This window comes from Kistimonas asteriae (genome assembly GCF_018263925.1).
In the GTDB taxonomy this organism is placed as follows: domain Bacteria; phylum Pseudomonadota; class Gammaproteobacteria; order Pseudomonadales; family Endozoicomonadaceae; genus Kistimonas; species Kistimonas asteriae.
On the sequence record NZ_JAEVHF010000017.1, the window covers coordinates 39,488 to 63,021 of the forward strand.

Below are 23,534 nucleotides of genomic sequence, written 5' to 3' on the forward strand. Positions count from 1 at the left end.
AATAATGATGCCACACGCCCTGATACCCTTGCGCCATCTCAAGAAAGCCTGCTTGCTGGTCAGCCTGTTGCTTTTGCAGCCAGGCCTGCTGGCAGCGGCTGAAAGTGCGCCGGCAAAAAACCAGGAAACGGCCCAAAAGCTGATCTGGAACGACCTGATGCCGCCGTTTGATGAAAAAATTCTCGAACGGTATGAGCGCGATGAGATTCCTTTCGGCGAAATGCAGATCTACATGACGGAACATGGCAGCAAGGTGGTGGATAAGCTCAACAATGTTTATGCCAAAGTGCCGGGCTACCTGGTTCCTTTGAACATGAACAAAAAGCAGATGGCGACTGAGTTCCTGCTGGTTCCCACCATGGGCGCCTGTATCCATGTGCCACCACCACCGCCCAACCAGATTGTCTATGTGACGTTCCCGGAAGGTCTCAAATACCAGGAAACCGCCTATACCCCCTATTGGGTATACGGTCAGCTGAAGACTGAAAAGAAAACCTCGGAATACAGTGATGCCATGTATTCGATGAAGGCTAACAAGGTGATTGAGTATCAGTAAAAGATGCTCTGCCTGAGCATGACGGGGAGCCGCAAGGCTCCCCTATTTATTTACATTCAGGTTGAATAGCAGAAAATAGCCTTTAGATATCCGATTCCCACTGCACCTGATCATTACGCATCTCCGACACTTTGTCGGTGTAACGCTTATCCAGTACCTGCCGTTTGATTTTCAATGTCGGCGTCAGTACATCGTTTTCCACCGTCCAGGGTTCCTGCACCACCAGAATACCACCGAGCGTCGCATGACTTTCCATTTGCGCACTCACGGCCTTGCAGGTTTCCTGAAGGGATTGGGTCACCTGTTCCTTCGGCAAACCGGAGGCGCCTTCCGATAACTGCACCAGCGCCACCGGATAAGGCAGCCCCGAACCAATGACACAGACCAGTTCAATGAGCGGGTTCTGCACCAGCTTACGCTCCAGCGGTACAGGGGTGACGTACTTACCCTTGGCGGTTTTGAACGTATCCTTAACCCGTCCGATGATGGTGACATAGTTATTCGCATCGATCTCGGCCTGATCGCCGGTATGAAAAAAACCATCATCAGTAAAGGCTGCCGCAGTCGCTTCAGGGTCCTTGTAATACTCCTTAAACAACCCCGGACTTTTGAACAGCAGCTCCTGGTTGTCACCGGTCTTCACTTCACAATCAATGCCCGGACGGCCGACCGTACCCACCTTGTCGGACCGGAAGGGATAATTCAGGGTGGCATAGGCACCATTCTCCGTCATGCCCCAGGCCTCAGTGAGTGGCATACCGACCTGTTCATACCAGCGCAGCAGTACCGGTGACACCGGGGCAGAGCCACATCCCAGTATCCGTGCATCCTGAAGCCCCAAACCTGCACGAATCTTGCCCGCAACGATTTTCCCGATAATGGGCAATCGCAGAAGCAGGTTCAGCTTGTTATGTCCAACCTTGTCGATAATGTTTTTCTGGAACAACGTCCATAACCGGGGAACGGAAATAAACAGGGTGGGACTGGCAGCCTGCACATCCTCAATGAAGGTATCCAGGCTTTCTGCGAAATAGACAACCAGCCCGCTGTATAGACTGGCGCCTTCGATATACACACGCTCAGTGATATGGGCCAGCGGCAGGTAGGAGATCACCCTGTCTTCGGTTCCAGCCTCCAGGTCCTGGGCAACCGCCTGCGACGCCCAGCTGTAGTTGCGATAGGTCAGTACCGCTCCCTTGGGATTCCCCGTGGAACCGGAGGTATAGATAATGCTCATCACATCATCAGGCTCCGGATAGCTTGGCTCAAGCGGCGGCGCCATTTCCATCAGCTGTTGCCAGTGGTACTGGGCAGGCATGGTGTCGTAAGGCATGGCGAGGCGTACCAGGTCTCCCGACACCCCGGCTTCCTGAGCCGGCCAGTCATCCAGCTTGCCGACAAAGATCGCCTTTACACCACTGTGCTTGAGCACATAGCGAATCGTATCGGCATTGGCCGTGGGATAGATGGGAACACTGATATAACCGCCCGCCATCAGCGCCAAGTCGGTAATAAACCACTCGGCACAATTTTTTGACAACACCGCAATGCGATCGCCGGGACAAAAGCCGAGTTGACGTAAGCTTCCCGCCAGCAGGCGGGTCATCTTTCTGACTGCCTCCCAGCTGAAATCGCACAACTCTCGATTAACGGGCTGGCGTAGGAAAACCCGTTCCCCCTGCTGCTTTGCCTGTTCCTCCAGCATTTGCACAGGGGTCTTCTGCACTATCGGCATTGAGCGTCTCCATGTCGTCGCGTTGCTGACGTTATCCGTTTTTTGCTATCCATGAGTATGACAATACCCGACTGTTACCCAGAGAAAAAACCGGATGCATGCAAAATAGCAGGAGATGTTCAAATATGATCAACGATTCGGGGGGCAGGCTGCAGAAAAATGACACATCCCCGGCTTTTGCCAGAACACTTGCCTTGGGAATTTCCTCCCCCTCACAGACCGAACTAACCTGAAGATATGGGCAAACAACAGGAGCGTTGGGTCTGATATGGAGCATCCCCTGCCTGAGCGCCGGTTTGGCAAGCACTCTCCCCTGTCAGAGACTGACTGGCGGCAGTTTTTTGAAGACGGCTACTGTTCGATTCGTCATCTGCTGTCTGGCGATGAGGTGACACTGGTCGAGGCGTCTCTCCATCATCTCATTGAGATTGCCGAACAGCGCGCAGCCTTCATGGGGCGCCATTTCGATGGGTACTTCTATTACCGTGGCGCCCAGTTTGTCGTGGCGAACGATGCTTACGGGCACCTTGAGAAACTCTGCCGCGTGTGTGGCTGCGGCAGTGCCGACCCCACGCTGCTGCAAATGTCGCGACACCCAAAGCTCTTGCAGGCATTCGCCGACATTCTGATGTCGGAGCAGTTTGAGCACCTGATCTGCCAGTTTCACCCCAAACTGCCGGGTGACAAGGTCATTTTCCCGCCACATCGCGATGTCGAACACCGCCTGAATGCAGATCCCAACTGGTCCGACATGAATCACTGGGGCAGTTATGTGGTGGCCGTCATCGCTATTGATTCGGCCGGCTCCGGCAATGGTGGGCTGAGGGTCGTACCGGGATCACACAGGCACGTTGGCCTGAACGGATTAGAACCCGCCAGAAATCAGCCCGATCCCCAGTGGACAGAGCAGGCCGTCTGTCCTGAGCTGGCGCCGGGCGATGTCTTGCTGATGCACCCCTACCTGGTGCACTGGTCAGATGCCAATACCGGCAGCCATCCACGGTTCAGTCTGTTAAGCGGGGTCAGCTCACCGGGCGCCAACCACAACAGTTATCCCGGTGAGTGCACCAACCGGATGCTTACAGCACCCGGCCTCTAACAGCATTGACCCGCTGCTTAACGCAGTTTTCGAACTTTGAAGGAACGCCCTTTGATTTTACCGGCTGCCAGATGTTTCAGCGCCCGGTTCGCCACTGCCCGCTTGACCGCCACATAAGCACAAAAATCGAAAATATCGATCTTACCGACCTCCGTGCCAGCAATGCCGTCCTTACCTGTCAGCGCGCCGAGGATGTCGCCAGGGCGAACCTTGTTCTTGCGTCCACCGTCAATGCAAAGCGTCACCATGGGCGCCTTGAAGACGATCGGACCGTCCACCTTCAAGCTGTCGGTACGGTCTATGATCAGGGGGTGCGGCTGATTGGCTTCAATCGCCAGCAGTTTATAGTGTTCTGACCCACTGAAGAGACTCAGCGCCAGACCGGTCTGGCCTGCACGCCCCGTCCGACCGATGCGGTGCACATGCACCTCCGGATCCCGGGACAGTTCCAGATTGATCACGGCTTCCAGCTCCCGGATATCCAGCCCGCGGGCCGCCACATCCGTGGCGACCAGTACGGAACAGCTCCTGTTGGAAAAACCAACCAGCACCTGATCCCGGGCCCGCTGTTCCAGGTCACCGTGGAGTGCCTGTGCCTGAAATCCCCGCTGTTGCAGATCGTCCGCCACTTCCTGGCAAAGCCGCTTGGTATTGCAGAAAACCACTGTCGATGCCGGTTGGTAGTGACTCAACAGCTTTGCCAGCACCGGCAGTCGCTGAGTGTTTTCCACTTCATAGAAACGCTGCTCAATGTCCGAATGACTGTGATGAGACTCCACCGTGATCGCTACCGGATTAGACTGGATTGAACCACTGATCCGTCGAATCCCTTCAGAGTATGTGGCGGAGAACAACAGGGTCTGTCGATCCGCGGGAGCTTGTTCAATGATGGTGTTGATACTGTCCAGAAAGCCCATGTCCAGCATTCTATCAGCCTCATCAAGCACCAGCATTTTCAGCGATGAAAGTGAGAGTGAGCCTTTGCGCAGGTGTTCCATAATACGCCCGGGGGTACCCACCACGATATGGGCGCCATGCTCCAGCGACCCGATCTGCGGCCCAAGTGGCATACCACCACAGAGCGTTAACACCTTGACGTTATGGGTAGACCGCGCAAGCCGGCGAATCTCTTTGCCGACCTGGTCCGCCAGCTCGCGGGTAGGACACAGTACCAGCGCTTGCACCTGGAAATGCCGGACATTGAGCCTGGACAACAGACCAATCCCGAATGCCGCCGTTTTGCCGCTGCCGGTCTTGGCCTGTGCGATGAGATCCTGCTGATTCAGGATCACCGGCAGGCTGGCCGCCTGGATCGGGGTCATCTCCCGGTAGCCAAGGGTTTTGAGGTTAGCCAACATTGCTGGCTTGAGCGGGAGCGAGGAAAAATCCGTCGTAGTCACAGGCACCTGGAATGGTCACGTCAAAAAACCAGCAATACTAGCACTAACTGTCCTGTCTGAAGACATCGGATAGACCGGGGGGAAAACCGTACATATACCGCCGTTACAGAACTGACATCCCTGAGCTTGTCAGATACACTGGAAAATCCTTTCTTTCCGGTGGATAACAACCAGACCACGGTATGGAATCCTTTTCCTGGTTCAGCCTACTGGCTGGCGGCGCCTACCTGGCCCTGATCATCGGGTTTGCGCTAACGATCATGTTTCAACGGCGGCCTGTCGGTGTTTCCCTGGCGTGGCTGGTGCTGCTGTTCGCCCTGCCGTTAGCTGGCATCATCCTGTTCCTGATGTTTGGCACCCGACGTCTCGGCACCAAGCGGGTCAAACGGGCGGAAGCGCTTTACCCGACGTATGAACAGTGGTCACGCCATCTGAAAGAAGTGATCTGCCTGCAGAATACCACCAGTCCCCATCGCCATAACCGGGTGTATAACCTGGCGGAAAAGGCCATGAACATTCCGGCCCTGCCCGGCAATCATCTGACGCTCTACCATGACAGCGACAGCATCATCAATGGCTTGCTGACCGATATCCATAACGCCTCTTCCAGTATTTACCTGGAGTTTTACATCTGGGAATCCGGTGGCCGCATCAACGAGATTGAAGCCGCGTTGCTGGCGGCACAGACCCGCGGTGTGCATTGTCTGGTATTGCTGGATGCGGTCGGAAGCAGCAGTTTCCTCAAGAGCCAGGCCGCCAAACGCCTGAAAAAAGCCGGTGTCCGGCTGTCCGAGGCCATGCCGGTGGGGCCGTTCAGAATGCTGTTTGAACGGATGGACATACGCAACCACCGGAAAATAGCCGTTATCGACGACGCCGTCGCCTGGAGCGGCAGCTTCAACCTGATGGATCCCCGCCTGTTCAAACAGAATGCCGGGGTTGGCCAGTGGGTGGATGCCATGACACGCATCGAAGGGCCGTCTGCCCATGTCCTGGCGTCAATCATCCTGTGGGACTGGGAACTGGAAACCGGTGACGGCCTCAGTGTTTTCCGGAGCGCCTACCAGCCACCTCAGTCCATTGCGATGAACCTGCACCGTGCGGACATGCACGTTTTACCTTCAGGCCCGGGCATTGACCGTACCCTACTCCACCAGGTGTTGCTGGCAGCGATTTATGAAAGCAGTGAAGAACTGGTAATTACCACCCCCTACTTCATTCCCGATGATGCCTTGCTGACCGCTCTGGTGTCAGCCGCGATTCGTGGTGTGAAGGTCAAGCTGATCGTACCCGAGCGAAACGACTCTCGCCTGGTGCACTATGCGAGTCGCTATTACTACGAGGAGTTACTGGAAGCGGGGGTCGAAATCCAGCAGTTCAACGCCGGTCTACTGCACACCAAGTGTGTACTGGTGGACCGTTCTACCGTGTTGTTCGGCACGGTTAACCTGGATATGCGCAGTGTCTGGCTCAACTTCGAAGTCACCCTGATGGTCTATGACGATAATTTTGGCCAGGAAATGGGCAAGTTGGCCGACAATTACATCCGACAATCCGACCGAGTGTTTCTTGATAGCTGGAACCGTCGAGGATTTCCCAAGCGACTCGCAGAAGGGGTTTTCCACTTGATGAGTCCCCTACTTTAACCCCCGTCGTCGTTGTCATCCACCGATTCACTGATATACCAGATCAACAACGGCACCACGGGCACCATCAGCAGAGTAGCGAAACGCCATAAATCCTCAAACTGGTCATAGACGCCAATTTGATAACCCCATGTCACCAGCGCCAGCATAAACAGGCCAAACAGCCCGCCAATGATCAACACCGATAAGAAAAGGGTTATCAATAATTTTTTCATGGTTGCCTAACCTGTCGCAGTCACCCCTCTTTTTAGTGAAGCCGACAGCGGGATAAAGGAAAGTCTGGGTAGCCATTGAAAGCGGGAATCCATAAAAAAGGCTCCTTTAAGGAGCCTTTTTTTGACTTACAGTACGTTCTTCCGGATATCCGGATCCTTGCGATCAAGGTAGTGAATGGACTGAATCCGGCGAATGGTGCGGGATTTACCCCGAATCAACAACGTTTCCGTGGTCGCCACATTCCCTTTGCGATGGATACCGGCTAGCAGATCACCCTTGGTGATACCGGTGGCGGAAAAGATAATATTGTCGGAGCTGACCAGTCGCTCCAACGGCAATAAAATGCCCGGTTCAATGCCCATCTCATGGCAACGACTGATCTCCAGCTCTCCAGCCGCGCGATTCTCCGGGGTATCCCCCTTCGCCTCATGGCGTGGCATCAGACGCCCCTGGAAATCGCCATCCAGCGCCCGGATGACGGCCGCAGAGACAACCCCTTCCGGTGCGCCACCGATGCAGTACATCACATCCACTTCACTGTCTGGCATGCAGGTCATGATGGAAGCCGCTACATCACCATCCGGGATAGCAAAGACTTTCACCCCCATCTGCTGCATGTCACGAATCACGTCATCATGACGGGGCTTGGCCAGGGTTATGACGGTCAGTTCTTCGATCGATTTACCCAACGCATCCGCCACATTACGCAGGTTGTCAGCCAGCGGCTTGTCCAGATCAATCACGCCACGGGCCCCCGGACCGACAGCCAGCTTCTCCATGTACATGTCCGGCGCTTTCAGGAAGCAGCCCTTCTCACCGACGGCCAGCACAGAGATCGCGTTGGATTGTCCCATGGCCGTCATGCGGGTGCCTTCTATGGGATCAACGGCAATATCGACCGCATCCCCGACGCCTTGCCCGACACGTTCACCGATAAACAGCATCGGCGCATCATCAATCTCACCTTCCCCGATGACGATCTCGCCATCAATCTGCACCTGGTTCAGCAGGGTTCGCATGGTTTCAACGGCAGCGCCATCGGCCGCATTCTTGTCACCACGTCCCAGCCACTTATACCCTGCCAGGGCGGCGGCTTCAGTAACCCGGGAAAATTCAATTGCCAGTTCGCGTTTCATGTCGCTGCTTTCCGTTCAACCGTTTGGCGGGCACTCTACAGGATAGGAACATCGGGGTGAAGCGCAGTGTCACCGCTTTTTCAGTCAGCCAGGCGACCGTTATCTTCGGCCTTGGAGGCGCCGTATTGTGTCATCACTGTCGCCATTCCCATTTTTCCACCGAATGATATGCCACCGTTGGCAAAAACGGGTCAATAGAATCGCAAACGCCCCATTACCGGTAACGTTGATCGCCGTACCAAACGGATCAAAAATCATGTAAACCGCTGTAATCAGCCCCAGCATGTCATCAGAAAAACCCAGTAAAGACTGCAACAACGGCCCGGCAATCAGAATAACGCCCCCCGGCACGGCAACGACCGAAAACTTGGCCAGTGCGAAGTAAAACGCAAACCCCATAAATACGGAAAATGGAGGTAACGCCATGCCGAAAGTGCGCATCGTGGCCAGCGTCAGTATGGTCAGACCAATGGCACTGCCCACGGTATGGATGTTAATCGTTGCCGGGATAATACTGCGGATCAGGACAGGTGCATCGGTGTTTTTTTCCGAGCAGACAATCAACACCGACATACTGGCAGCACTGGAAATAGTCCCCAATCCCGTCAGCGACGCTGGCAAGACATTTTTGATAGTTTGCCAGCAACATCGCAACGAACCACTGCTAGCCAACAAAAATAAAACCAATAACCATACCAGCTGGGTAAAAGACACCAGAATGAATACTTTCCCATAGATTTGAAGGGCACTGTGCAATATGCCATCACTATGAAGCTTGAAGGCAAAGCCAAGCACAAAAAGAGGCAATATCGGAATAAATAACCGCTTTAAAAAGAAAAATGATAGATCACTCATCCAGAATATCAGGGATTTCAGGCGGGAATGATGTCCAATATTCAGTATTAGACCAACAACCAGCCCCATAATCAGTGCCTGACGATTGGTCACTAGCGTGGGCAATGAGACATACAAAGCACTCGCCAGATAACTTTCATACTGTATGCCCCCCAATGGCAGAGATAACATCGGTACAGCCCACACGCCCACCATGTACCCCATACTGATCGCCATCAGATTCGACGTGAATACACAGAAAACCAATACCAGGGTAAAGAGCAGGGCACCACTCCCTATACGAATGATGCTGGCAGAAATAAAACTGAAAACAATAAAAGGCAATACAAGAATCAATAACTCTTTCAGTACAAGACTGAAAGTATAAGAAGCAACACGTAACCCCGGCACTGCCCAGGATTCTAATAAAAAAGGCAGCATAAGCGCGAAAACCAGAGCAGCAGGCAACCTTGCTCTCTTTAACAATGCCCCCACAAGCATGTCCTCGAAACCACTTATCGGATAATAGTTCCGATTTAATATAGCGCCATAAACCGCTGTGACTTATTCGTACTGCCGCTATCACCTTATGAGCAAGGCTCAGCTATCACGATCTAAACCCGCCACGTAACCGGCATCCTGTGAGTTCACGGAAAAAGGTATTCATAGGCAAACTAATGCTTTCGTCTCTGGGTTAAATAACGGGCATGACAATCCTTTTGAGGACTGGACAGAATATGCCAACGCAAACACAAGCGAGAAAACAGAATGGCAAATGCGCCATTAATGGTCACATTGACCGCTGTCGCAAAGGGATCAAAAATGATGTACATCACTGTGACCAGCCCAAGCATCCCATCAGAAAAGCCCATTGTTGTCTGCAAAATAGGCCCTGCTATTAAAATGATGCCTCCGGGAACATTCACCACCGTCAACTTTGCCAGGGCATAAAATAACGAAAACAGAATAAAATCCGATGGCTTGGGTAACGGCATGCCAAACCGTCGCATCACATCAAGGACGAGAATACTCAACACCAACGCACTACCTACGTTATGCACATACAGTATGGCCGGAATCACCGCCCGGGACAGCACGGGACACCGGCCACATCGTTCCGTACAGACCATCAATACCGGCATGGAATAAAGACTTGAAGAGGTACCGATGGCACTGACAGCCGCCGGAAATAACCGCCAGAGATAAAGCCTGGCTTTCCGCCATGAAAATCCGGCAGCCATCAAGAAATAGAGCAAAATGACGGCCATTTGCAGCAGCATGATCAACCAGAACGTTGGACCAAAGACAAAGGGCACATCCTGCTGAACAAAATCTGCGTGCAGTTTGAACGAAAAACCAAGCACCAGAAATGGGAATAAAGGGATACAGATATAGCGGAGAAAAAATGCGGAGACATCCTCTGCCAATAAAACCAGATACCGAAGCGTTGGATGGCAGCGTATATTCAGAATAATCCCAGCGACGAAACCGACTAGAAGCGCCTGTTTATGCGTCAGCAACACTGGCAGATGAATGCGCCACAAACCACACAACGAGCTCTCCTGCCCCTGAGCATTGCCGTCCCAAGGGTAGTCAATAACCGGCATCAGTAATGTGCTGACAGCATACCCAAGCCACAATGCCATCATGTTGGATATAACAACAGCCACCATCAGCAACATCAGACATACCAGAGCCCGCCACCGAAGCAACATAATGCAGGCAATGACAAAGCTCATGACCACGAAAGGAAGACAAAAAACCAGTATGTCCTTGATCGCTATGCTCAGCGTATAAATCTGCGCCTGACTCTCAACACTCACCCACCGCCCCGAGCAGAAGGGTATCAGCAGCGCTATTACAACACTCAGTGGAAACTTCACATTCATCACGATGGATGCCAATGACATTCTGCATTACACCTCACGCACCTGCATTCGATCCAGGACGGTTCGGCGGCATGTCAACATTGAAGTCTACTCCCCCTGACACACTGATGCCCGGTCTTCAGGATAATGGACTGGCGAAGAAGACAGCAGGAGTCAGTCATAGGTAAAAAATCGAACGCCTGAGAACAGGACAGAGAACAGGACAGAGAACAGAATAGACGAGAATCCAGTCATGCTGGCGGGGATTTATCGATGCCCAACGACGCTATGGGATTGAATGCGCGTTACCAAAGGAATCGGGCATCTCTTTCTAGGCAGGAACAGACAGGAAAAACAAAAAAAATACATAACAGGCATCACGGCCAGTGCAGGACAGACGGTCACCACTGTGTCCAGCAATGACCGATCCCTCAAAAGAGGCTACGGAGTCATCGCAACATCCTGTCCAACGGCGACTTCCGCCACGACTTTCCGCATACCAAAATGCTGGATACTGTAGGCCACACGATCTTCAACGGACATTTTCACATCCCCCAAGGCCTCAATCTGCTGTAACCGTGGTAACAGACCAACCCCGTTCGCAATCTGGATTGCCAGGCCAGGTCTGGCGTTTAGCTCAAGAATCAGGGGACCATGATCCTTGTCCAGCACCATATCCACGCCCAGGTAACCCAGTCCTGCCATGTCATAGCAGGCCGCAGCCAACTCGAGGTTGCGATGCCAGTGTGGGACTGTGAGTCCTGCGAAGGCATGTCCTGTATCTGGATGATGTGTCACGGGACGGTCAAACTGAACGGCCCGTAATCCCTGGCCCGTGGCGATATCCAGTCCAACCCCCACCGCACCCTGGTGCAGGTTTGCCTTGCCGTCTGAAGCACGTGTCGCCAGCCGCAGCATGGCCATCACCGGAAACCCTTTGAACACGATCGTGCGAATATCCGGTACCCCTTCACAGCTGTAGTCATCGAACACATTATCCGCACGGATCAATGCCTCGATCATGGCAACATCACTGTTGCCCCCCAGACTGTACAGGCCTCCCAGAATATTCGACATATGACGCTCAATATCATTGAACGTCAGTAGCTCACCACTGGCCTTAACATAATGCTCATCGTCCTTGCCAACAATGACAAGAATCCCCTTGCCACCACTGCCTTTGGCCGGCTTGATCACGAAATCGCCCAGCCGATCCAGCTCAGGTTTCAGCCGGACGATGTCATGTTGTGTCGTAACGACATCAATCAATCGCGGAACCGCCACTCCAGCCTGGATGGCCAGAGTCTTGCTTGACAGTTTGTTATCCACCAGCGGGAAACGGAACCGCGGATTATAGCGACCGATATAGGCATGGTTACGCTGGTTCATGCCCAGTATGCCGAGTTCACGTAACGCCTTTCGCCGCTTGAGAAACGCTAGCACACCCATGGCTCAGTTCTCGATCAGGGGTTTGAAACGACGCAGTTCGAGCAACCGGTAACCGGTGTACTGCCCCAGTAACAACGTGACGCCCAGCACCACCAGCAGCAATTCCGGGAAGTTGAACGTCAAATGCTCAATAAACCGGTTAGTCATGGCGAAATAGCTGATAATCGCCACCAGTAGGCTGCCGCCGCCACTGACCAGTACATCTCGAGGCCCCTGTTCCTCCCAGAGAATGGACATTCGCTCTATGGTCCAGGCCAGAATAATCATCGGGAAGAAGGTCACCGACATCGCCTGCCGTATCCCCATCTTGTAACTCAGGATACTCATGCCGGCCATGATGCCCACCACCACTATCACCACGGCCGATATTCGCGCCACCAGCAACAGGTTAAGTCGACTGAGAATAAAGCGTATCCACAGGCCAATAGAGACAATCGTGAGGAAAATCACCAGCCCTGGCAGTAGTTTGGTCTGCAGGAAAGCCAGCGCCATCAGCACCGGCATGAAGGTACCGCTGGTCTTCAAGCCAACCAGAATACGCATCAACACGACAATCAACGTACCAATCGGTACCAGCAGGATGTAGCGATAAGCATTCTGCTCTTCAATCGGCAGACTGTAGAGCGAGAAATCCACCAGTGCGGCATGCTCCATCTTGCCTTCCCGGATCGCCATATCGCTGACCGGTACCGTACGAGAGATCACAGAGAAGTTCACCCGGGAATCATAACCACCGGTGACATCCAGCAGGGAAACACCGCCACGCTGCCAAGGCAGGAAGTTATTCGGTACCCCCACATGGCCAGACTCCGGATCAATCATGGTCCAGCCCTTGGTAGTCAGGACTTCCACCATTTCCACCAATGGCTGCTTGCGACGACCACTTTCCAGGTAAACGCCTCGTACCAGGCGTACCGGCTTGTCCATCAGGCGCAGCAACTGCATGAGCAGAACCGCCCGGGACTCCCCATGCCGAACTGAATCCAGCAGAATTTTCACGTTGGGATTGGCATCCGGCTGATTCAACTGCTGCACCAGCAGGCTGGCCATACTGGTATCGTTCGAGGAGTGCTGTTTGACATCTTTCAGCAGCCCGATCGCTGCGACACGGCTGGCGCCTTCGAGCTCCGGCAGATAAAGTTCCGGCGGTTCTGCGGCCATATGGCCAGCGGCGGACTCATTCGAATCCGCATTCGCCTTCCTGCCATTGTCATGCACCTTGATCTTGTAATACAGCACCTGCTTGCCGGCGGCTTCCCGACGGGTCCATTCCGCCCGCTCGATGCCGCCATCTTCCACTTTCCGGAAGCCATAGCCCGGCGAGGCAAAAAAGTCATTCACCACCGAAAAGCGGGAATGCGGTTCGGGCATCGCCAGCGAGACCGTGGCCGGCCCATCCTCTGCCTTGAACTCAATCTGGGCTTCAACCTCCCAGACTTTGGTCCGCTCCCCCGGAAAAATCGGAAATCCCAGTGCCATATGTTTGTAAACGGCTATGCCGAGGCCGATTGCAATCAATATCAGCACGACCAGCCGCATCTGCATTTTATTACTCATGGTTGCTTACCATCGGCAATCTTCTTTTTGGAAACCAGGTATTCATGACTGACATCCACAATGGCCATGTCGGTCAGGATATTGCGCCCCACCAGTACCGGGTACTCAAACTGGCTGCGATCCGTCAGGGTAAATTCAGCCATCTGCTCAATCTTGCCAATGCGAACCTTCAGTTTGATCACGGGCCGTTGCTGTGATTCTTTGCCATGCCGTTTGATCATCACATTACGAGCCACCTGGCGCTCGACCACTAGGCTGTCCTTATCATTCTGTTCACCGTTCAGGCGAAAGCTGACCCACTGCCGACCATCCCGCTCAAACAGCCGGATATCCGTTGCCCCCAGAGACGACGTCGTTGCACCGGTATCGATGCGTGCTTCCATGGTCAAGCCCAGATTTTCAAATGTGGCCTGCTCAATCGCACCAATCACCAGCTTATTACCAATTTCAACGGGCTTGTAGACGACTTCTGTACGGGTAATGACGCGGGGATCACACTGGGAAACATCCTGCTTTTCTTCAGGCTTCTTTACGGACGTGTGTTGCTGTTCACTGCTCGGAGTGGTTCCGGCATTTTGGCTACCGGTTTGCAGCGCCTGACAGCCGCCAAGCAGGAAAACGGTTGAAAGGAAACAAACCAGCGCGCACCGGCTTAGACTGCGAGCAGACATAGATGAGTTCCAGGATTTCGATGGGGTTCAAACCAACCTGAAGCATAGCCCAGGTCACCAATATAAGAATTTGGGGACAAGAGTCTACCAGAAAGCCAGCATATCAAAACATCTACAAGGCACGGTTTTACTAAATTCTGACAGGTTAAATGCTTAATCGCATGGATATGAGGGCGCAAGTTGCTCGAGGAAAAACACTGATTGCCGGAATGCCATGTTATCAATATTAACCTCCTTGTTAGTGCGGCTAACGTTTGTCATTATGACGCTTGCAGGGCAAGCGATACCGTGTCTTAAATAGGACGTTTACTCAATATTTGACCAGAAACCAGAACGAGAGTTCTGGGTATTTTGAACGTCAGACGCTACGATCAGGCGATAATGGGAGACATCCCTATATTGTCCCATCAGCTCCCGCTATAAAATACTCGGACTATTTCCAAATTCTCTCTATCGTTCACACATAACTGACTTGGCATGAACAGACGTTTCCGCAGCAACCTCAATCGCCTGGTGCATCGTGCCACCATGCTGGCTGCGCTTGTCTGTACCGCATGGCCCCAGCCCACCATCTATTAGCCAGCCTGAAATCGTTGCAAAACGTCCGGAACGAAATGCCGGATAACTCATTCTTATAAATACGTTAATGCACAGGTTCTGATGACCCTGAAGGCTGCTATTTCATGCATAAATCACTGATTTCAGTACGGAATGAAGTCCGTACTCTCCTGCGGCTCGCCCTGCCGCTGGCCGCAGCACAGCTGGTCATGTGCCTGGCCGGCCTGGTTGACACACTCATGGCCGGCCACTACAGCGCTGCCGACCTTGCCGCCGTGGCCGTTGGTTATACCACCTGGATTCCGATCAATGTCTTCCTGGTCGGCCTGCTGATGGGGACAACCGCTTTCGTGGCCCAATTGGTCGGTGCCGGCCGTCACAGCGACATTCCTGACCTGATACACCAAGGGCTCCGTCTGGCCCTGCTTTTTGGCCTACCGGGACTGGTGTTGCTCTACCTGAGCCCGGCGCTGCTCGCGTATACCGGCCTGAGCCTTGAAACGCAGGCAATCGCCACCGGTTACCTGCACGCAGTTGCCTGGGGCATGCCCGGTGTAGCCCTGAACCAGCTGCTTCGCAGTTATCTGGAAGGACAGGAGCACACGCGGCCGGTCATGATGATCCAGCTACTCAGCCTGGCGCTGAATATTCCGTTCAACTACGTCATGATCTACGGAAAGCTTGAGCTGCCGGCACTGGGTGGCGTTGGATGCGGCTACGCCACCGCACTAATTATGTGGCTGGCGCCACTGTTCATGCTGGCTTATATCGCACTGAACGCAGAATTGCGGCATACCAGTCCTTTGCGTCGTCTTGCACCATTGCAGCGGGATACACTTTACGCATTGCTCAAAGTTGGCACGCCGATCGGCTGCACACTGTTTTTCCAGTTTCTGGCCTTTACCCTGATCACCCTGTTACTGACCCCCTCAGGTGACACGGTTCTCGGCGCACACCAGATCGCCTTCAACCTGTCGACTCTGCCGATGGTGTTGGCATCAGGTATCGGTATTGCTACCAGCATCCGGGTCGGACAGGCTGTTGGCGCCAACAATCGAGAACTGGCACGCTTCAGAGGACAAACGGGCATCCTGACAGCGTTCTCCGTTGCCATTGGCATGGCGCTGCTTATCTATGGAAACCGGACATGGATTGCGGCGCTGTATACCAATGACATTGGCGTCATCACACTCGCCTGCCAGTTGTTACCACTGGTGGCGCTTTACCATGTCTTTGACAGCCTGCAGGTTTCTACTAATGCTGCTCTCAGAGGGTACAAGGATACGCGCGCTTCTATGCTGATCGTGCTCTCCTCACTGTGGGGAATTGCATTACCTCTTGGATCAGTGTTGGCACTGAAGAACTGGTTGCTACCTGCCCAGGGAGCAATGGGCTTCTGGATCGCACTATGCATTGCATTGTTCTTCACTATGTTCTTTGTTCAACGTCGATTCCAGAAAGTCTCACAGGACAAAGACAAAGCATCAGCCAGTGTTTCAACGGCTCATTAAACGGTTACTAATATAAAATAGAAAATAATCAGCGGCACAACATGGAGGTTATGCCAAATTATTGAATTCTTCTCAATGGCATAGTGGGTGATAAAAGCCGTATCACCATCAACACAGACAGCAAGAACAATACGACCTTGTTTATTACCTAAACAGCAATGTTATACCAAATAATCAACATTTAATTTACATTTCATCGTTTTAGTTTCTAGAAACTTTGAAACAACATCACTATTTATCTTTGTTAAAGGAAAGAAACATGGGACAATGCATATCAAGAGCTCGCCAGTATCATTCATCAGACTCGATATCTCGACATTCAGAACAGTATTCTGAATCTAATGATGGATCCTACTCATTGAATCGATTGAGTATTGCTCTTTGTGAAGTAAGGAGTGCCCGACTGGCATCACCAGAATCAAGTGATCTTAATATCCCTCAATCAAGCAGTGCTCTATATTCATACACACCTCCTCGTTCCATGAGGAGCCTTTCAATTGTTATACCTGACAACGACTCTGATCCCACAGTTTATTCTGCAGGACGTAGTTTTCCCTCAACATCAAGCAACAGCCAAAAAAAATCCACACCTAGTCCGTTAAGCGGCTTATATATTAACGAAGAATTCGTTGAAGTACCTAAGAAAACAACTAAAAAAGCACGCCCAGATGTCAAGAAAAAAGAGTCGCCTAACGGTATTGAGCATAAAGAGATTGATTTCCAAAAAACGGCTGCATTAGAAAAAACCAAAAAAGAATGGCGAGAATAAAAGAAAAAAGACCATGAGCCTGACTCAAACCAATAAAGCAGCAGGGAATCTAAAAAATCCCCGCTGTTTCCTATTGTTTTACCGTTTGCAATCCGTCAATGCACTTAATGTAATACGAAACTATAACAGCTCCACATCATCCGATGAGAGCAAACGCCGCGCTATAATCAATCGCATGACTTCATTGGTACCCTCAAGAATCTGGTGAACCCGGGTATCGCGTACATGACGCTCCAGCGGATATTCCCGAATATAACCATAGCCGCCATGAATCTGCAGGGCTTCGTTACAGACCTTGAACCCAATGTCCGTGGCAAAGCGTTTAGCCATTGCGCAATAGGCAGACGCCTGATGATCTTTGCGATCCAGCTTATCAGCGGCCATTCGTACCATTTGCCGGGCAGCGACCAGCTCCGTATTCATATCAGCCAGTTTGAACTGCAGCGCCTGAAAACCAGCCAGCTGCTTACCAAACTGCTTGCGTTCGAGCATATAGTTTCTGGCCGTATTGAGCGCCTGCTGAGCCGTACCGATGGAACAGGTAGCGATATTGATTCGGCCGCCATCCAGCCCCATCATGGCGAAACGGAATCCTTCCCCCTCTTCGCCTAAGCGGTTACCGGCTGGCACCCGCACATTATCAAGGTTGACCTGCCGGGTTGGCTGGCAATTCCAGCCCATCTTTTCTTCCTTGCGCCCATAACTGATACCGTCAGTATCAGCCTTGAGAACAAACGCAGAAACGCCACCCGCCCCTTCTCCACCGGTACGTGCCATTAGAACCAGTACATCGGTACTGCCAGCACCGGAAATAAACACTTTGCTGCCATTGAGAACATAACTGTCGCCTTTGCGGGTCGCGGTGGTTTTCAGCGAAGCAGCATCACTGCCGGCTCCCGGTTCAGTGAGGCAGTAAGAGCCGAGCCACTCACCGGTCACCAGTTTTTCACAGAAGGTTTCACGCACCGGTTCATGGGCAAAGTTAGCCACCATCCAGGTCACCATGTTGTGGATGGTCAAATAAGCAGTAGTGGATGTACACCCCATGGACAACTGCTCAAACACCAGACTGGCATCCAGACGAGACATCCCCATGCCCCCCTGCTGCTCCGGTGTATAAAGAGAGAGAAATCCCATTTCCCCCGCTTTTTGAATGACGTCCACAGGAAAATGTCCCTGACTGTCCCATTCAGCAGCATGAGGAAGCAATTCTTTGTCGGAAAAGGCTTTTGCCGTTTGCTGGCAGGCTTTCTGATCGTCGGTAAGCTCAAAATGCATTGATTATTATCCTGTCACTGGCAACGCGCTGCGGCCTCAGCCTCCCGATGTATCGACAGGCATTTTTGTACATCTCCACGCTAGCGCAGGCGCTGGTCGATTGCACGCAGATGACAGTATAACAATCGTTGGGGACTGTGCTTTACTCTTCTACCCAAGCATTTCTCTGCATGATCCCTGACTCTTGTGCGATGACCTCACCAATCCTCACCATTCTCTCGTGTGCCAGCACAATCCACGGACGCTCAGGATGACACGCTAAACCTGCAAGTTCCCAATGAGAGCCGATTGCGATCGTCCTCTCTGACTCGAAACCGTACAAATCAACCATCCTGATACGCCCTCTGGCACCACAGAGCAACCACCGGCCATCAGAACTCATCGTCAATTTCCCTTGTTTGATCTCATCAGGAGAGACATTCATCTGATGTCGAAGGTCACCGGTATGCCTGTCATAAATGAACAGTTCAGCCTGACCATCTGACGGGCAATGAGCGATACCATAGTAATCATCCGTTTCCAAAACCGCTGTGGCGCCAGCACCCAGCTGCCCGATACTGTGGCACTCCCCAGTAAGCGCATTAACCTGCTGGAGCACATTAGATGGCGTAATAACGGTGACGGTACTGGCTACCGTATGGCTGGTCACCAGACTTGCCATATGATCGGAGCGTCTTTGGCCTATCGATAGCTGTTGCCTCAAAAAGACGCTACCATTTTGGATGTCACAAAGATCAACTCTGCCATTCTCCCTTACCGCAATAAGCCCCAGCCCCCGCTCGTTCGCAGTAAATGCCAACCCGACACACTCATCTTTTGGCATCTGGCGGCAGTCTTGCGGAGGACACGCATTATCAGCACCAGGGCCTCGAGCATTGGACAAGTTATAAAGCCTGATTTGCCCGTCATCACGCCCAACCGCAAATTGCTGCTGATCAACAGACAGTGCCAGACAAGAAACTCGAGTGTCGTCATCCGAATCAGAGTCATAATCCATTGGCTCTTCATCTGACGCCAGTTCCGAGCCATCATCCATTGATGCTTCTTCATCAGAAGTCTGCATGGGTTCAACCGGATGGTTATTTTGCGATGCTTGTCGCCACTCCCTTTGAATGGCTCCGGACAAGGTATCCAGAAGGTAAACATCACCATTGTCTTGTGCTACAACCAGAACAGAGTCATCTTTAATCAAACTAATAGCCGCCACATCATCTGACATTTCGAACCGTGATATCTCATCAATAGACAGCAACGGAGCGCTGGCAATAACATCACTGAGAGAGTCAATTTCAGGAAGACTGCCAACTGGGTTTGATGCTGCGGATAGGCTGGCTTCAGGCTCTAGTATTCTTATTTCCTGAGCGGGTATTGCAGAACCATGTGGCAAATATTCTGCAACCGGTTGATCAGCAACCACCGAATTACGGGAGTCAACTTCAGGCGGAAAGTTCACCGATCGAGCTACCGTAGATGCACTAACCGTATGCTGTGACAAGAGTGTATCCTGGACAGGGTTTGCAACATCACTGGATTGCGACTCAGCTAGCGTTGAAGAAACTGTTGATTCTAGAGTCTGCCGCTCGTTTAATATCTCAACGATACGGCAATATTTCTTGTTTTTACCGTAAAAATTGTCGACAGATATGTGAACAGGCCCTGTTGTAGCAATATCTTTATTCCGATTAAAACCGGTACTCCGTTCTAAACTCATCCCTGATTCCTTCAATATCCCTATTAAACCGACACTATGAAGGAATCAGCCAGTATTCTGCATAACCAATCAGTTAGTTTTACTTCACAAAGCTTTCAGTACTCTTACCCATCAATAGATCAGGAATACGACGAAATAGCGACCACTAATGACCTGCCACCCCCTTTTCTATCAATTCATCAATCGCCTGCTGATCCAGACCAAGTGCACGTAGAGCTTCGTAGGTATCTGTTCCGGGCATGACACCCGTCCTTTCATACTGCAAAGGTGCGCTGGAAAATTGTATTGGGCAAGCCAACTGAGCCTGTGGCTTACCGCTGCAATCCGGTACATCCACGATCAAGTCGCGAGCTTGGCTATGTTGATGACAGGTTGTCTCAGATAACGTCAACACCGGTTCAACACAGAGATCCAACGGCTCAAATACCATCCGCCACTCTTCAAACGTGTTTTTCGCAAACCGGGTCTGGATATCGTTTCGTAACTGCTGCTGTTGTTCAGGACTGGCATCCGCTACGCGTGAAAGCCACTCAGGCTTCCCAATCGCTCGAAAAAATCCCTCAGCAAACTGCGGTTCCAAACTGCCCACAGAGAACCATCGGTCATCACGGGTACGGTAATAACCATAAAAGCTGCCACCATTCAGGAGTTCCCGTTCCGGTTCCGGCGTACGCCCATCGGCCAGGAATCCGGCGCCTGCCATCGCATTCAGTACGATGGCACCATCCAACATGCTGATATCGATATGTTGTCCCTGCCCGCTGCTTTGACGCTGAATCACTGCCGCCAGAATCCCCATCACAGCATGGTGTGAACCACCTGCAATGTCTGCTATCTGCACCGCGTGAAGTCCAGGGCCAGTTTCGCGGTTACCGCTGTAACTGGCCAGACCTGACAGGGCCAGATAATTGATATCGTGACCAGCCCGGTCTTTCATGGGGCCATTCTGACCATAACCGGTGATGGAACAATAAATCAGCGCGGGATTAATGGCTTTAAGGGTGTCGTAATCCAGCCCAAGGCGCTGCATCACGCCGGGACGGAATTGCTCAATGACAATATCGTGGGTTTCCACCAAGCGCCGACATATCTCAACCGCTTCCGGCTGTTTCAAGTCCAGGGCAATGGACTGCTTGTTCCGGTTGATCGTAGCATGGGCGGCCGAGATACCCGCCTCCACCATCGGCGGCAACAACCGAAGCATATCCGGCCGGTTCAGCGCCTCGATACGGATGACCTCTGCCCCCATATCCGCCAGCAGCATTGTCGCATAGGGACCGGGCAGCAAGGTCGTGAAATCCAGAACTTTCAGTCCGGCAAGAGGGCTGGTCATGGTCAGATGGTTTCCTGTGTTATCCGATCCGTCGAACCGTCAATAAACGCTATCCAGATCCTTGAAGGGCGCATCCTTTGCCGCCTGTTCAAGTAACAAGGCAGGCGGCGTAAAACGTTCCCCAAACTGTTCCGCCAGCGCCTGCGATCGGGTGACAAAATCACGGATGCCATACTGATTGATAAACTGCAGTGCGCCCCCCGTCCAGGCCGCAAAGCCGATTCCAAAGATGGAGCCAATATTGGCATCCCGAATGCTACTTAGTACGCCTTCCTCCAGACATCGTACGGTTTCTAGCGCCTGAATAAACAACAGTCGATCCTTGATATCGCGCAGTGACATGTCTTCATCCGCCGGAGCAAAATACTCTGTCAGTGCTGGCCATAGATGTTTCTGACTTTTGTCTGGATAGTCATAGAAACCGCCTCCTGCAGCACGACCTTCACGCCCTAGCCCCAGCATCCGGTCCACGGCAGCATCAGCTGGATGATCCTGATATGTCTTTCCTTCCGCTTTCAGATCCTGGATCGCCTGATTTCGAATCCGTCCTATCAGCGTCAGACTAACTTCATCACAGATTGCCAACGGCCCCACCGGCATTCCCGCCAGCAGCGCGCCATTTTCAATGGCCGCCGGTGCAACACCCTCCGCCAACATGGCGATACCTTCATTGGTGAATGTGCCGAATACCCGAGATGTGAAAAAGCCCCGGCTGTCATTCACCACGATGGGGGTCTTGTTGATCTGCAGGACAAAATCAAAGGCTTTCGCCAGCGTTTCATCGGACGTTTGCTGGCCACGGATAATCTCCACCAGCGGCATTTTGTCCGCCGGAGAGAAAAAATGCAGGCCGATAAAGTTGGCTGGTCTGACGCTGGCCTCAGCCAGCCCGGAGATCGGTAACGTCGACGTATTGGATGCAAACACCGAGGATGCGGTCAGAGCGGCTTCAGCCTCACGCGTGACCGATGCCTTTAACGCCCGGTCTTCAAACACCGCTTCAATCACCAGATCACAGTCTGCCAGATCTTCGGCCGACGTGGTGGTCTGTATCCGCTCCAGCATCGAAACCTTGTCAGTTTCTGTGGCCTGCTTGCGTTTCAGGCGCTTGTCCAGCAACTGCGTGGAATAGGCTTTGCCCTTTTCAGCCTGCTCGAAACTGACATCTTTCAGCACCACATCAATACCCCGCGAAGCGCAGGCCCAAGCGATACCCGCGCCCATCATCCCGGCGCCCAGAATCCCGACTTTCTTTACAGATTCTGTGCCAGCTATATCTGGTCGACTGCCACCCGCCTTAATGGCATTCAGCTGGAACCAGAAAGTGCCAATCATGTTTTTTGAAACCTGACCGGTCACCATCCGGGTAAACCAGCGGGACTCAATTCGGGTCGCGGTATCAAAATCCACCTGCGCGCCTTCAACGGCAGCGCTGAGAATCGCTTCCGGCGCTGGATAGCAACCCTTGGTTTTCTCTTTCAACATGGCTGGCGCAATCGCCAGTTTCTGCGCCATCCTGGGGGTGGAAGGTGCACCTCCCGGTATCCTGTAGCCTTTTTCATCCCAGGGTTGGACAGATTTCGCATGCTGCCTGATCCAGGCTTCCGCCCCACCCGGTAACTGATCATCCGTCTCCACCAGCGTATGGATCAGCCCCCGCTGATACGCGGCAGCGGGACGCAGCTGCTTGCCTTCCATCAGCAACGGGAATGCGGCTTCCAACCCCAACAGTCGTACGGTACGTACAATGCCACCGGCACCGGGCAATAACCCCAGTGTCACTTCCGGCAGTCCCAGGCGGATGCTGTCATCCGCCAGTGCAATCCGGTGATGGCACATCAGGCACAGCTCCCAGCCACCACCCAGTGCCGTACCGTTGATGGCAGCGACCACCGGGACACCGAGGGTTTCCAGCCGACGCATGTCCGCTTTCATGGCTTCAACACTGCGGAAGAACATGTCCCCCTGCTCAGCACCCACCTGGATGAGCGCCTTCAGGTCTCCTCCAGCAAAAAAGGTTTTCTTCGCAGAACGCAATATGACACCGGCAAGACTCTCTTTTTCAGCCTCAAGCCTGTCGATCACGGCATGGAAGTCCTGCTGGAACGCCGCATCCATAATATTGGTGGAGCCATCCTGACGATCCATGACCAGGTGAACGATATGGTCGGATGTTTTTTCGTAACGAATCGAAGTCATGCCCTGTC

At 52.6% G+C, this 23,534-nt stretch carries 18 protein-coding genes; 5 read left to right on the forward strand and 13 right to left on the reverse strand.

Annotated features, from left to right (window positions below):
* Nucleotides 1–4 precede the first annotated feature (4 nt).
* Nucleotides 5–556 (forward strand): DUF3299 domain-containing protein, encoded by a 552-nt coding sequence (locus KHS78_RS17405; protein WP_211829847.1) that lies wholly within the window; start codon nucleotides 5–7, stop codon nucleotides 554–556.
* 82 nt (nucleotides 557–638) lie between these two features.
* On the opposite strand, the gene KHS78_RS17410 is transcribed toward KHS78_RS17405, so the two are convergent.
* Complete coding sequence (locus tag KHS78_RS17410) at nucleotides 639–2,291, reverse strand: AMP-binding protein (RefSeq protein WP_211829848.1); 1,653 nt, start codon at nucleotides 2,289–2,291, stop codon at nucleotides 639–641.
* A gap of 268 nt (nucleotides 2,292–2,559) precedes the next feature.
* Between KHS78_RS17410 and KHS78_RS17415 the strand changes: the two genes are divergently transcribed.
* Complete coding sequence (locus KHS78_RS17415; protein WP_211829849.1) at nucleotides 2,560–3,390, forward strand: phytanoyl-CoA dioxygenase family protein; 831 nt, start codon at nucleotides 2,560–2,562, stop codon at nucleotides 3,388–3,390.
* Nucleotides 3,391–3,407: 17 nt separating this feature from the next.
* On the opposite strand, the gene dbpA is transcribed toward KHS78_RS17415, so the two are convergent.
* Entirely contained in the window at nucleotides 3,408–4,790 is a 1,383-nt protein-coding gene (gene dbpA / locus KHS78_RS17420) for an ATP-dependent RNA helicase DbpA (RefSeq protein ID WP_211829850.1), read from the reverse strand.
* A gap of 182 nt (nucleotides 4,791–4,972) precedes the next feature.
* Here dbpA and cls point away from each other — a divergent pair, with 182 nt between their 5' ends.
* Nucleotides 4,973–6,436: a cardiolipin synthase gene (gene cls / locus KHS78_RS17425; protein ID WP_211829852.1), complete on the forward strand. Its 1,464-nt coding sequence runs from the start codon at nucleotides 4,973–4,975 to the stop codon at nucleotides 6,434–6,436.
* Here cls and KHS78_RS17430 read toward each other — a convergent pair.
* The 7 genes from KHS78_RS17430 to KHS78_RS17460 form a co-directional block, all read right to left on the reverse strand.
* On the reverse strand, nucleotides 6,433–6,651 hold the full coding sequence (locus tag KHS78_RS17430) for a hypothetical protein (RefSeq protein WP_211829853.1): 219 nt from the start codon (nucleotides 6,649–6,651) through the stop codon (nucleotides 6,433–6,435). The genes cls and KHS78_RS17430 overlap by 4 nt on opposite strands.
* 126 nt (nucleotides 6,652–6,777) lie before the next feature.
* Nucleotides 6,778–7,788 (reverse strand): class II fructose-bisphosphatase, encoded by a 1,011-nt coding sequence (gene glpX, locus KHS78_RS17435; RefSeq protein WP_211829854.1) that lies wholly within the window; start codon nucleotides 7,786–7,788, stop codon nucleotides 6,778–6,780.
* A 99-nt stretch (nucleotides 7,789–7,887) separates the two neighbouring features.
* Nucleotides 7,888–9,123 (reverse strand): cation:dicarboxylate symporter family transporter, encoded by a 1,236-nt coding sequence (locus KHS78_RS17440; RefSeq protein WP_281417100.1) that lies wholly within the window; start codon nucleotides 9,121–9,123, stop codon nucleotides 7,888–7,890.
* Between the two features lie 173 nt (nucleotides 9,124–9,296).
* The gene (locus tag KHS78_RS17445) at nucleotides 9,297–10,532 is read right to left on the reverse strand and encodes a cation:dicarboxylate symporter family transporter (protein WP_211829856.1); all 1,236 of its coding nucleotides are present in this window, start codon (nucleotides 10,530–10,532) and stop codon (nucleotides 9,297–9,299) included.
* 399 nt (nucleotides 10,533–10,931) lie between these two features.
* The gene (locus tag KHS78_RS17450) at nucleotides 10,932–11,939 is read right to left on the reverse strand and encodes an alpha-L-glutamate ligase-like protein (protein ID WP_211829857.1); all 1,008 of its coding nucleotides are present in this window, start codon (nucleotides 11,937–11,939) and stop codon (nucleotides 10,932–10,934) included.
* Nucleotides 11,940–11,942: 3 nt separating this feature from the next.
* The gene (locus tag KHS78_RS17455) at nucleotides 11,943–13,496 is read right to left on the reverse strand and encodes an inactive transglutaminase family protein (RefSeq protein WP_211829858.1); all 1,554 of its coding nucleotides are present in this window, start codon (nucleotides 13,494–13,496) and stop codon (nucleotides 11,943–11,945) included.
* Complete coding sequence (locus tag KHS78_RS17460) at nucleotides 13,493–14,167, reverse strand: ATP-dependent zinc protease family protein (protein WP_211829859.1); 675 nt, start codon at nucleotides 14,165–14,167, stop codon at nucleotides 13,493–13,495. Before KHS78_RS17460 ends, KHS78_RS17455 begins: the two co-directional genes overlap by 4 nt.
* Nucleotides 14,168–14,850: 683 nt before the next feature.
* Between KHS78_RS17460 and KHS78_RS17465 the strand changes: the two genes are divergently transcribed.
* Together KHS78_RS17465 and KHS78_RS17470 are read left to right on the forward strand one after the other, a co-directional pair.
* On the forward strand, nucleotides 14,851–16,236 hold the full coding sequence (locus tag KHS78_RS17465) for an MATE family efflux transporter (protein ID WP_211829861.1): 1,386 nt from the start codon (nucleotides 14,851–14,853) through the stop codon (nucleotides 16,234–16,236).
* Nucleotides 16,237–16,495: 259 nt separating this feature from the next.
* Complete coding sequence (locus KHS78_RS17470) at nucleotides 16,496–17,005, forward strand: hypothetical protein (RefSeq protein ID WP_211829862.1); 510 nt, start codon at nucleotides 16,496–16,498, stop codon at nucleotides 17,003–17,005.
* A gap of 120 nt (nucleotides 17,006–17,125) precedes the next feature.
* Here the strand turns inward: KHS78_RS17470 and KHS78_RS17475 are convergent, their stop codons facing one another.
* From KHS78_RS17475 to KHS78_RS17490, 4 genes are all read right to left on the reverse strand, one after another.
* Nucleotides 17,126–18,283: an acyl-CoA dehydrogenase family protein gene (locus KHS78_RS17475; protein WP_211829863.1), complete on the reverse strand. Its 1,158-nt coding sequence runs from the start codon at nucleotides 18,281–18,283 to the stop codon at nucleotides 17,126–17,128.
* Between the two features lie 142 nt (nucleotides 18,284–18,425).
* Nucleotides 18,426–19,994 (reverse strand): WD40 repeat domain-containing protein, encoded by a 1,569-nt coding sequence (locus KHS78_RS17480; protein ID WP_211829864.1) that lies wholly within the window; start codon nucleotides 19,992–19,994, stop codon nucleotides 18,426–18,428.
* Nucleotides 19,995–20,139: 145 nt separating this feature from the next.
* A complete protein-coding gene (locus KHS78_RS17485) occupies nucleotides 20,140–21,327 on the reverse strand; it encodes a CaiB/BaiF CoA transferase family protein (RefSeq protein ID WP_211829865.1) in 1,188 nt (395 codons plus the stop codon).
* Nucleotides 21,328–21,366: 39 nt separating this feature from the next.
* Nucleotides 21,367–23,526: a 3-hydroxyacyl-CoA dehydrogenase NAD-binding domain-containing protein gene (locus KHS78_RS17490; protein ID WP_211829866.1), complete on the reverse strand. Its 2,160-nt coding sequence runs from the start codon at nucleotides 23,524–23,526 to the stop codon at nucleotides 21,367–21,369.
* Nucleotides 23,527–23,534: the final 8 nt, after the last annotated feature.

Bases quoted from the DNA above. Each gene is read 5' to 3' on its own strand.
- KHS78_RS17445 (WP_211829856.1), bottom strand. From the start codon at position 10,532: ATGTCATTGGCATCCATCGTGATGAATGTGAAGTTTCCACTGAGTGTT.
- KHS78_RS17460 (WP_211829859.1), bottom strand. From the start codon at position 14,167: ATGTCTGCTCGCAGTCTAAGCCGGTGCGCGCTGGTTTGTTTCCTTTCA.
- KHS78_RS17490 (WP_211829866.1), bottom strand. From the start codon at position 23,526: ATGACTTCGATTCGTTACGAAAAAACATCCGACCATATCGTTCACCTG.
- KHS78_RS17440 (WP_281417100.1), bottom strand. From the start codon at position 9,123: ATGCTTGTGGGGGCATTGTTAAAGAGAGCAAGGTTGCCTGCTGCTCTG.
- KHS78_RS17450 (WP_211829857.1), bottom strand. From the start codon at position 11,939: ATGGGTGTGCTAGCGTTTCTCAAGCGGCGAAAGGCGTTACGTGAACTC.
- KHS78_RS17405 (WP_211829847.1), top strand. From the start codon at position 5: ATGATGCCACACGCCCTGATACCCTTGCGCCATCTCAAGAAAGCCTGC.
- KHS78_RS17430 (WP_211829853.1), bottom strand. From the start codon at position 6,651: ATGAAAAAATTATTGATAACCCTTTTCTTATCGGTGTTGATCATTGGC.
- KHS78_RS17455 (WP_211829858.1), bottom strand. From the start codon at position 13,496: ATGAGTAATAAAATGCAGATGCGGCTGGTCGTGCTGATATTGATTGCA.
- KHS78_RS17415 (WP_211829849.1), top strand. From the start codon at position 2,560: ATGGAGCATCCCCTGCCTGAGCGCCGGTTTGGCAAGCACTCTCCCCTG.
- KHS78_RS17470 (WP_211829862.1), top strand. From the start codon at position 16,496: ATGGGACAATGCATATCAAGAGCTCGCCAGTATCATTCATCAGACTCG.
- glpX (WP_211829854.1), bottom strand. From the start codon at position 7,788: ATGAAACGCGAACTGGCAATTGAATTTTCCCGGGTTACTGAAGCCGCC.
- KHS78_RS17410 (WP_211829848.1), bottom strand. From the start codon at position 2,291: ATGCCGATAGTGCAGAAGACCCCTGTGCAAATGCTGGAGGAACAGGCA.
- KHS78_RS17475 (WP_211829863.1), bottom strand. From the start codon at position 18,283: ATGCATTTTGAGCTTACCGACGATCAGAAAGCCTGCCAGCAAACGGCA.
- KHS78_RS17465 (WP_211829861.1), top strand. From the start codon at position 14,851: ATGCATAAATCACTGATTTCAGTACGGAATGAAGTCCGTACTCTCCTG.
- KHS78_RS17485 (WP_211829865.1), bottom strand. From the start codon at position 21,327: ATGACCAGCCCTCTTGCCGGACTGAAAGTTCTGGATTTCACGACCTTG.
- KHS78_RS17480 (WP_211829864.1), bottom strand. From the start codon at position 19,994: ATGAGTTTAGAACGGAGTACCGGTTTTAATCGGAATAAAGATATTGCT.
- cls (WP_211829852.1), top strand. From the start codon at position 4,973: ATGGAATCCTTTTCCTGGTTCAGCCTACTGGCTGGCGGCGCCTACCTG.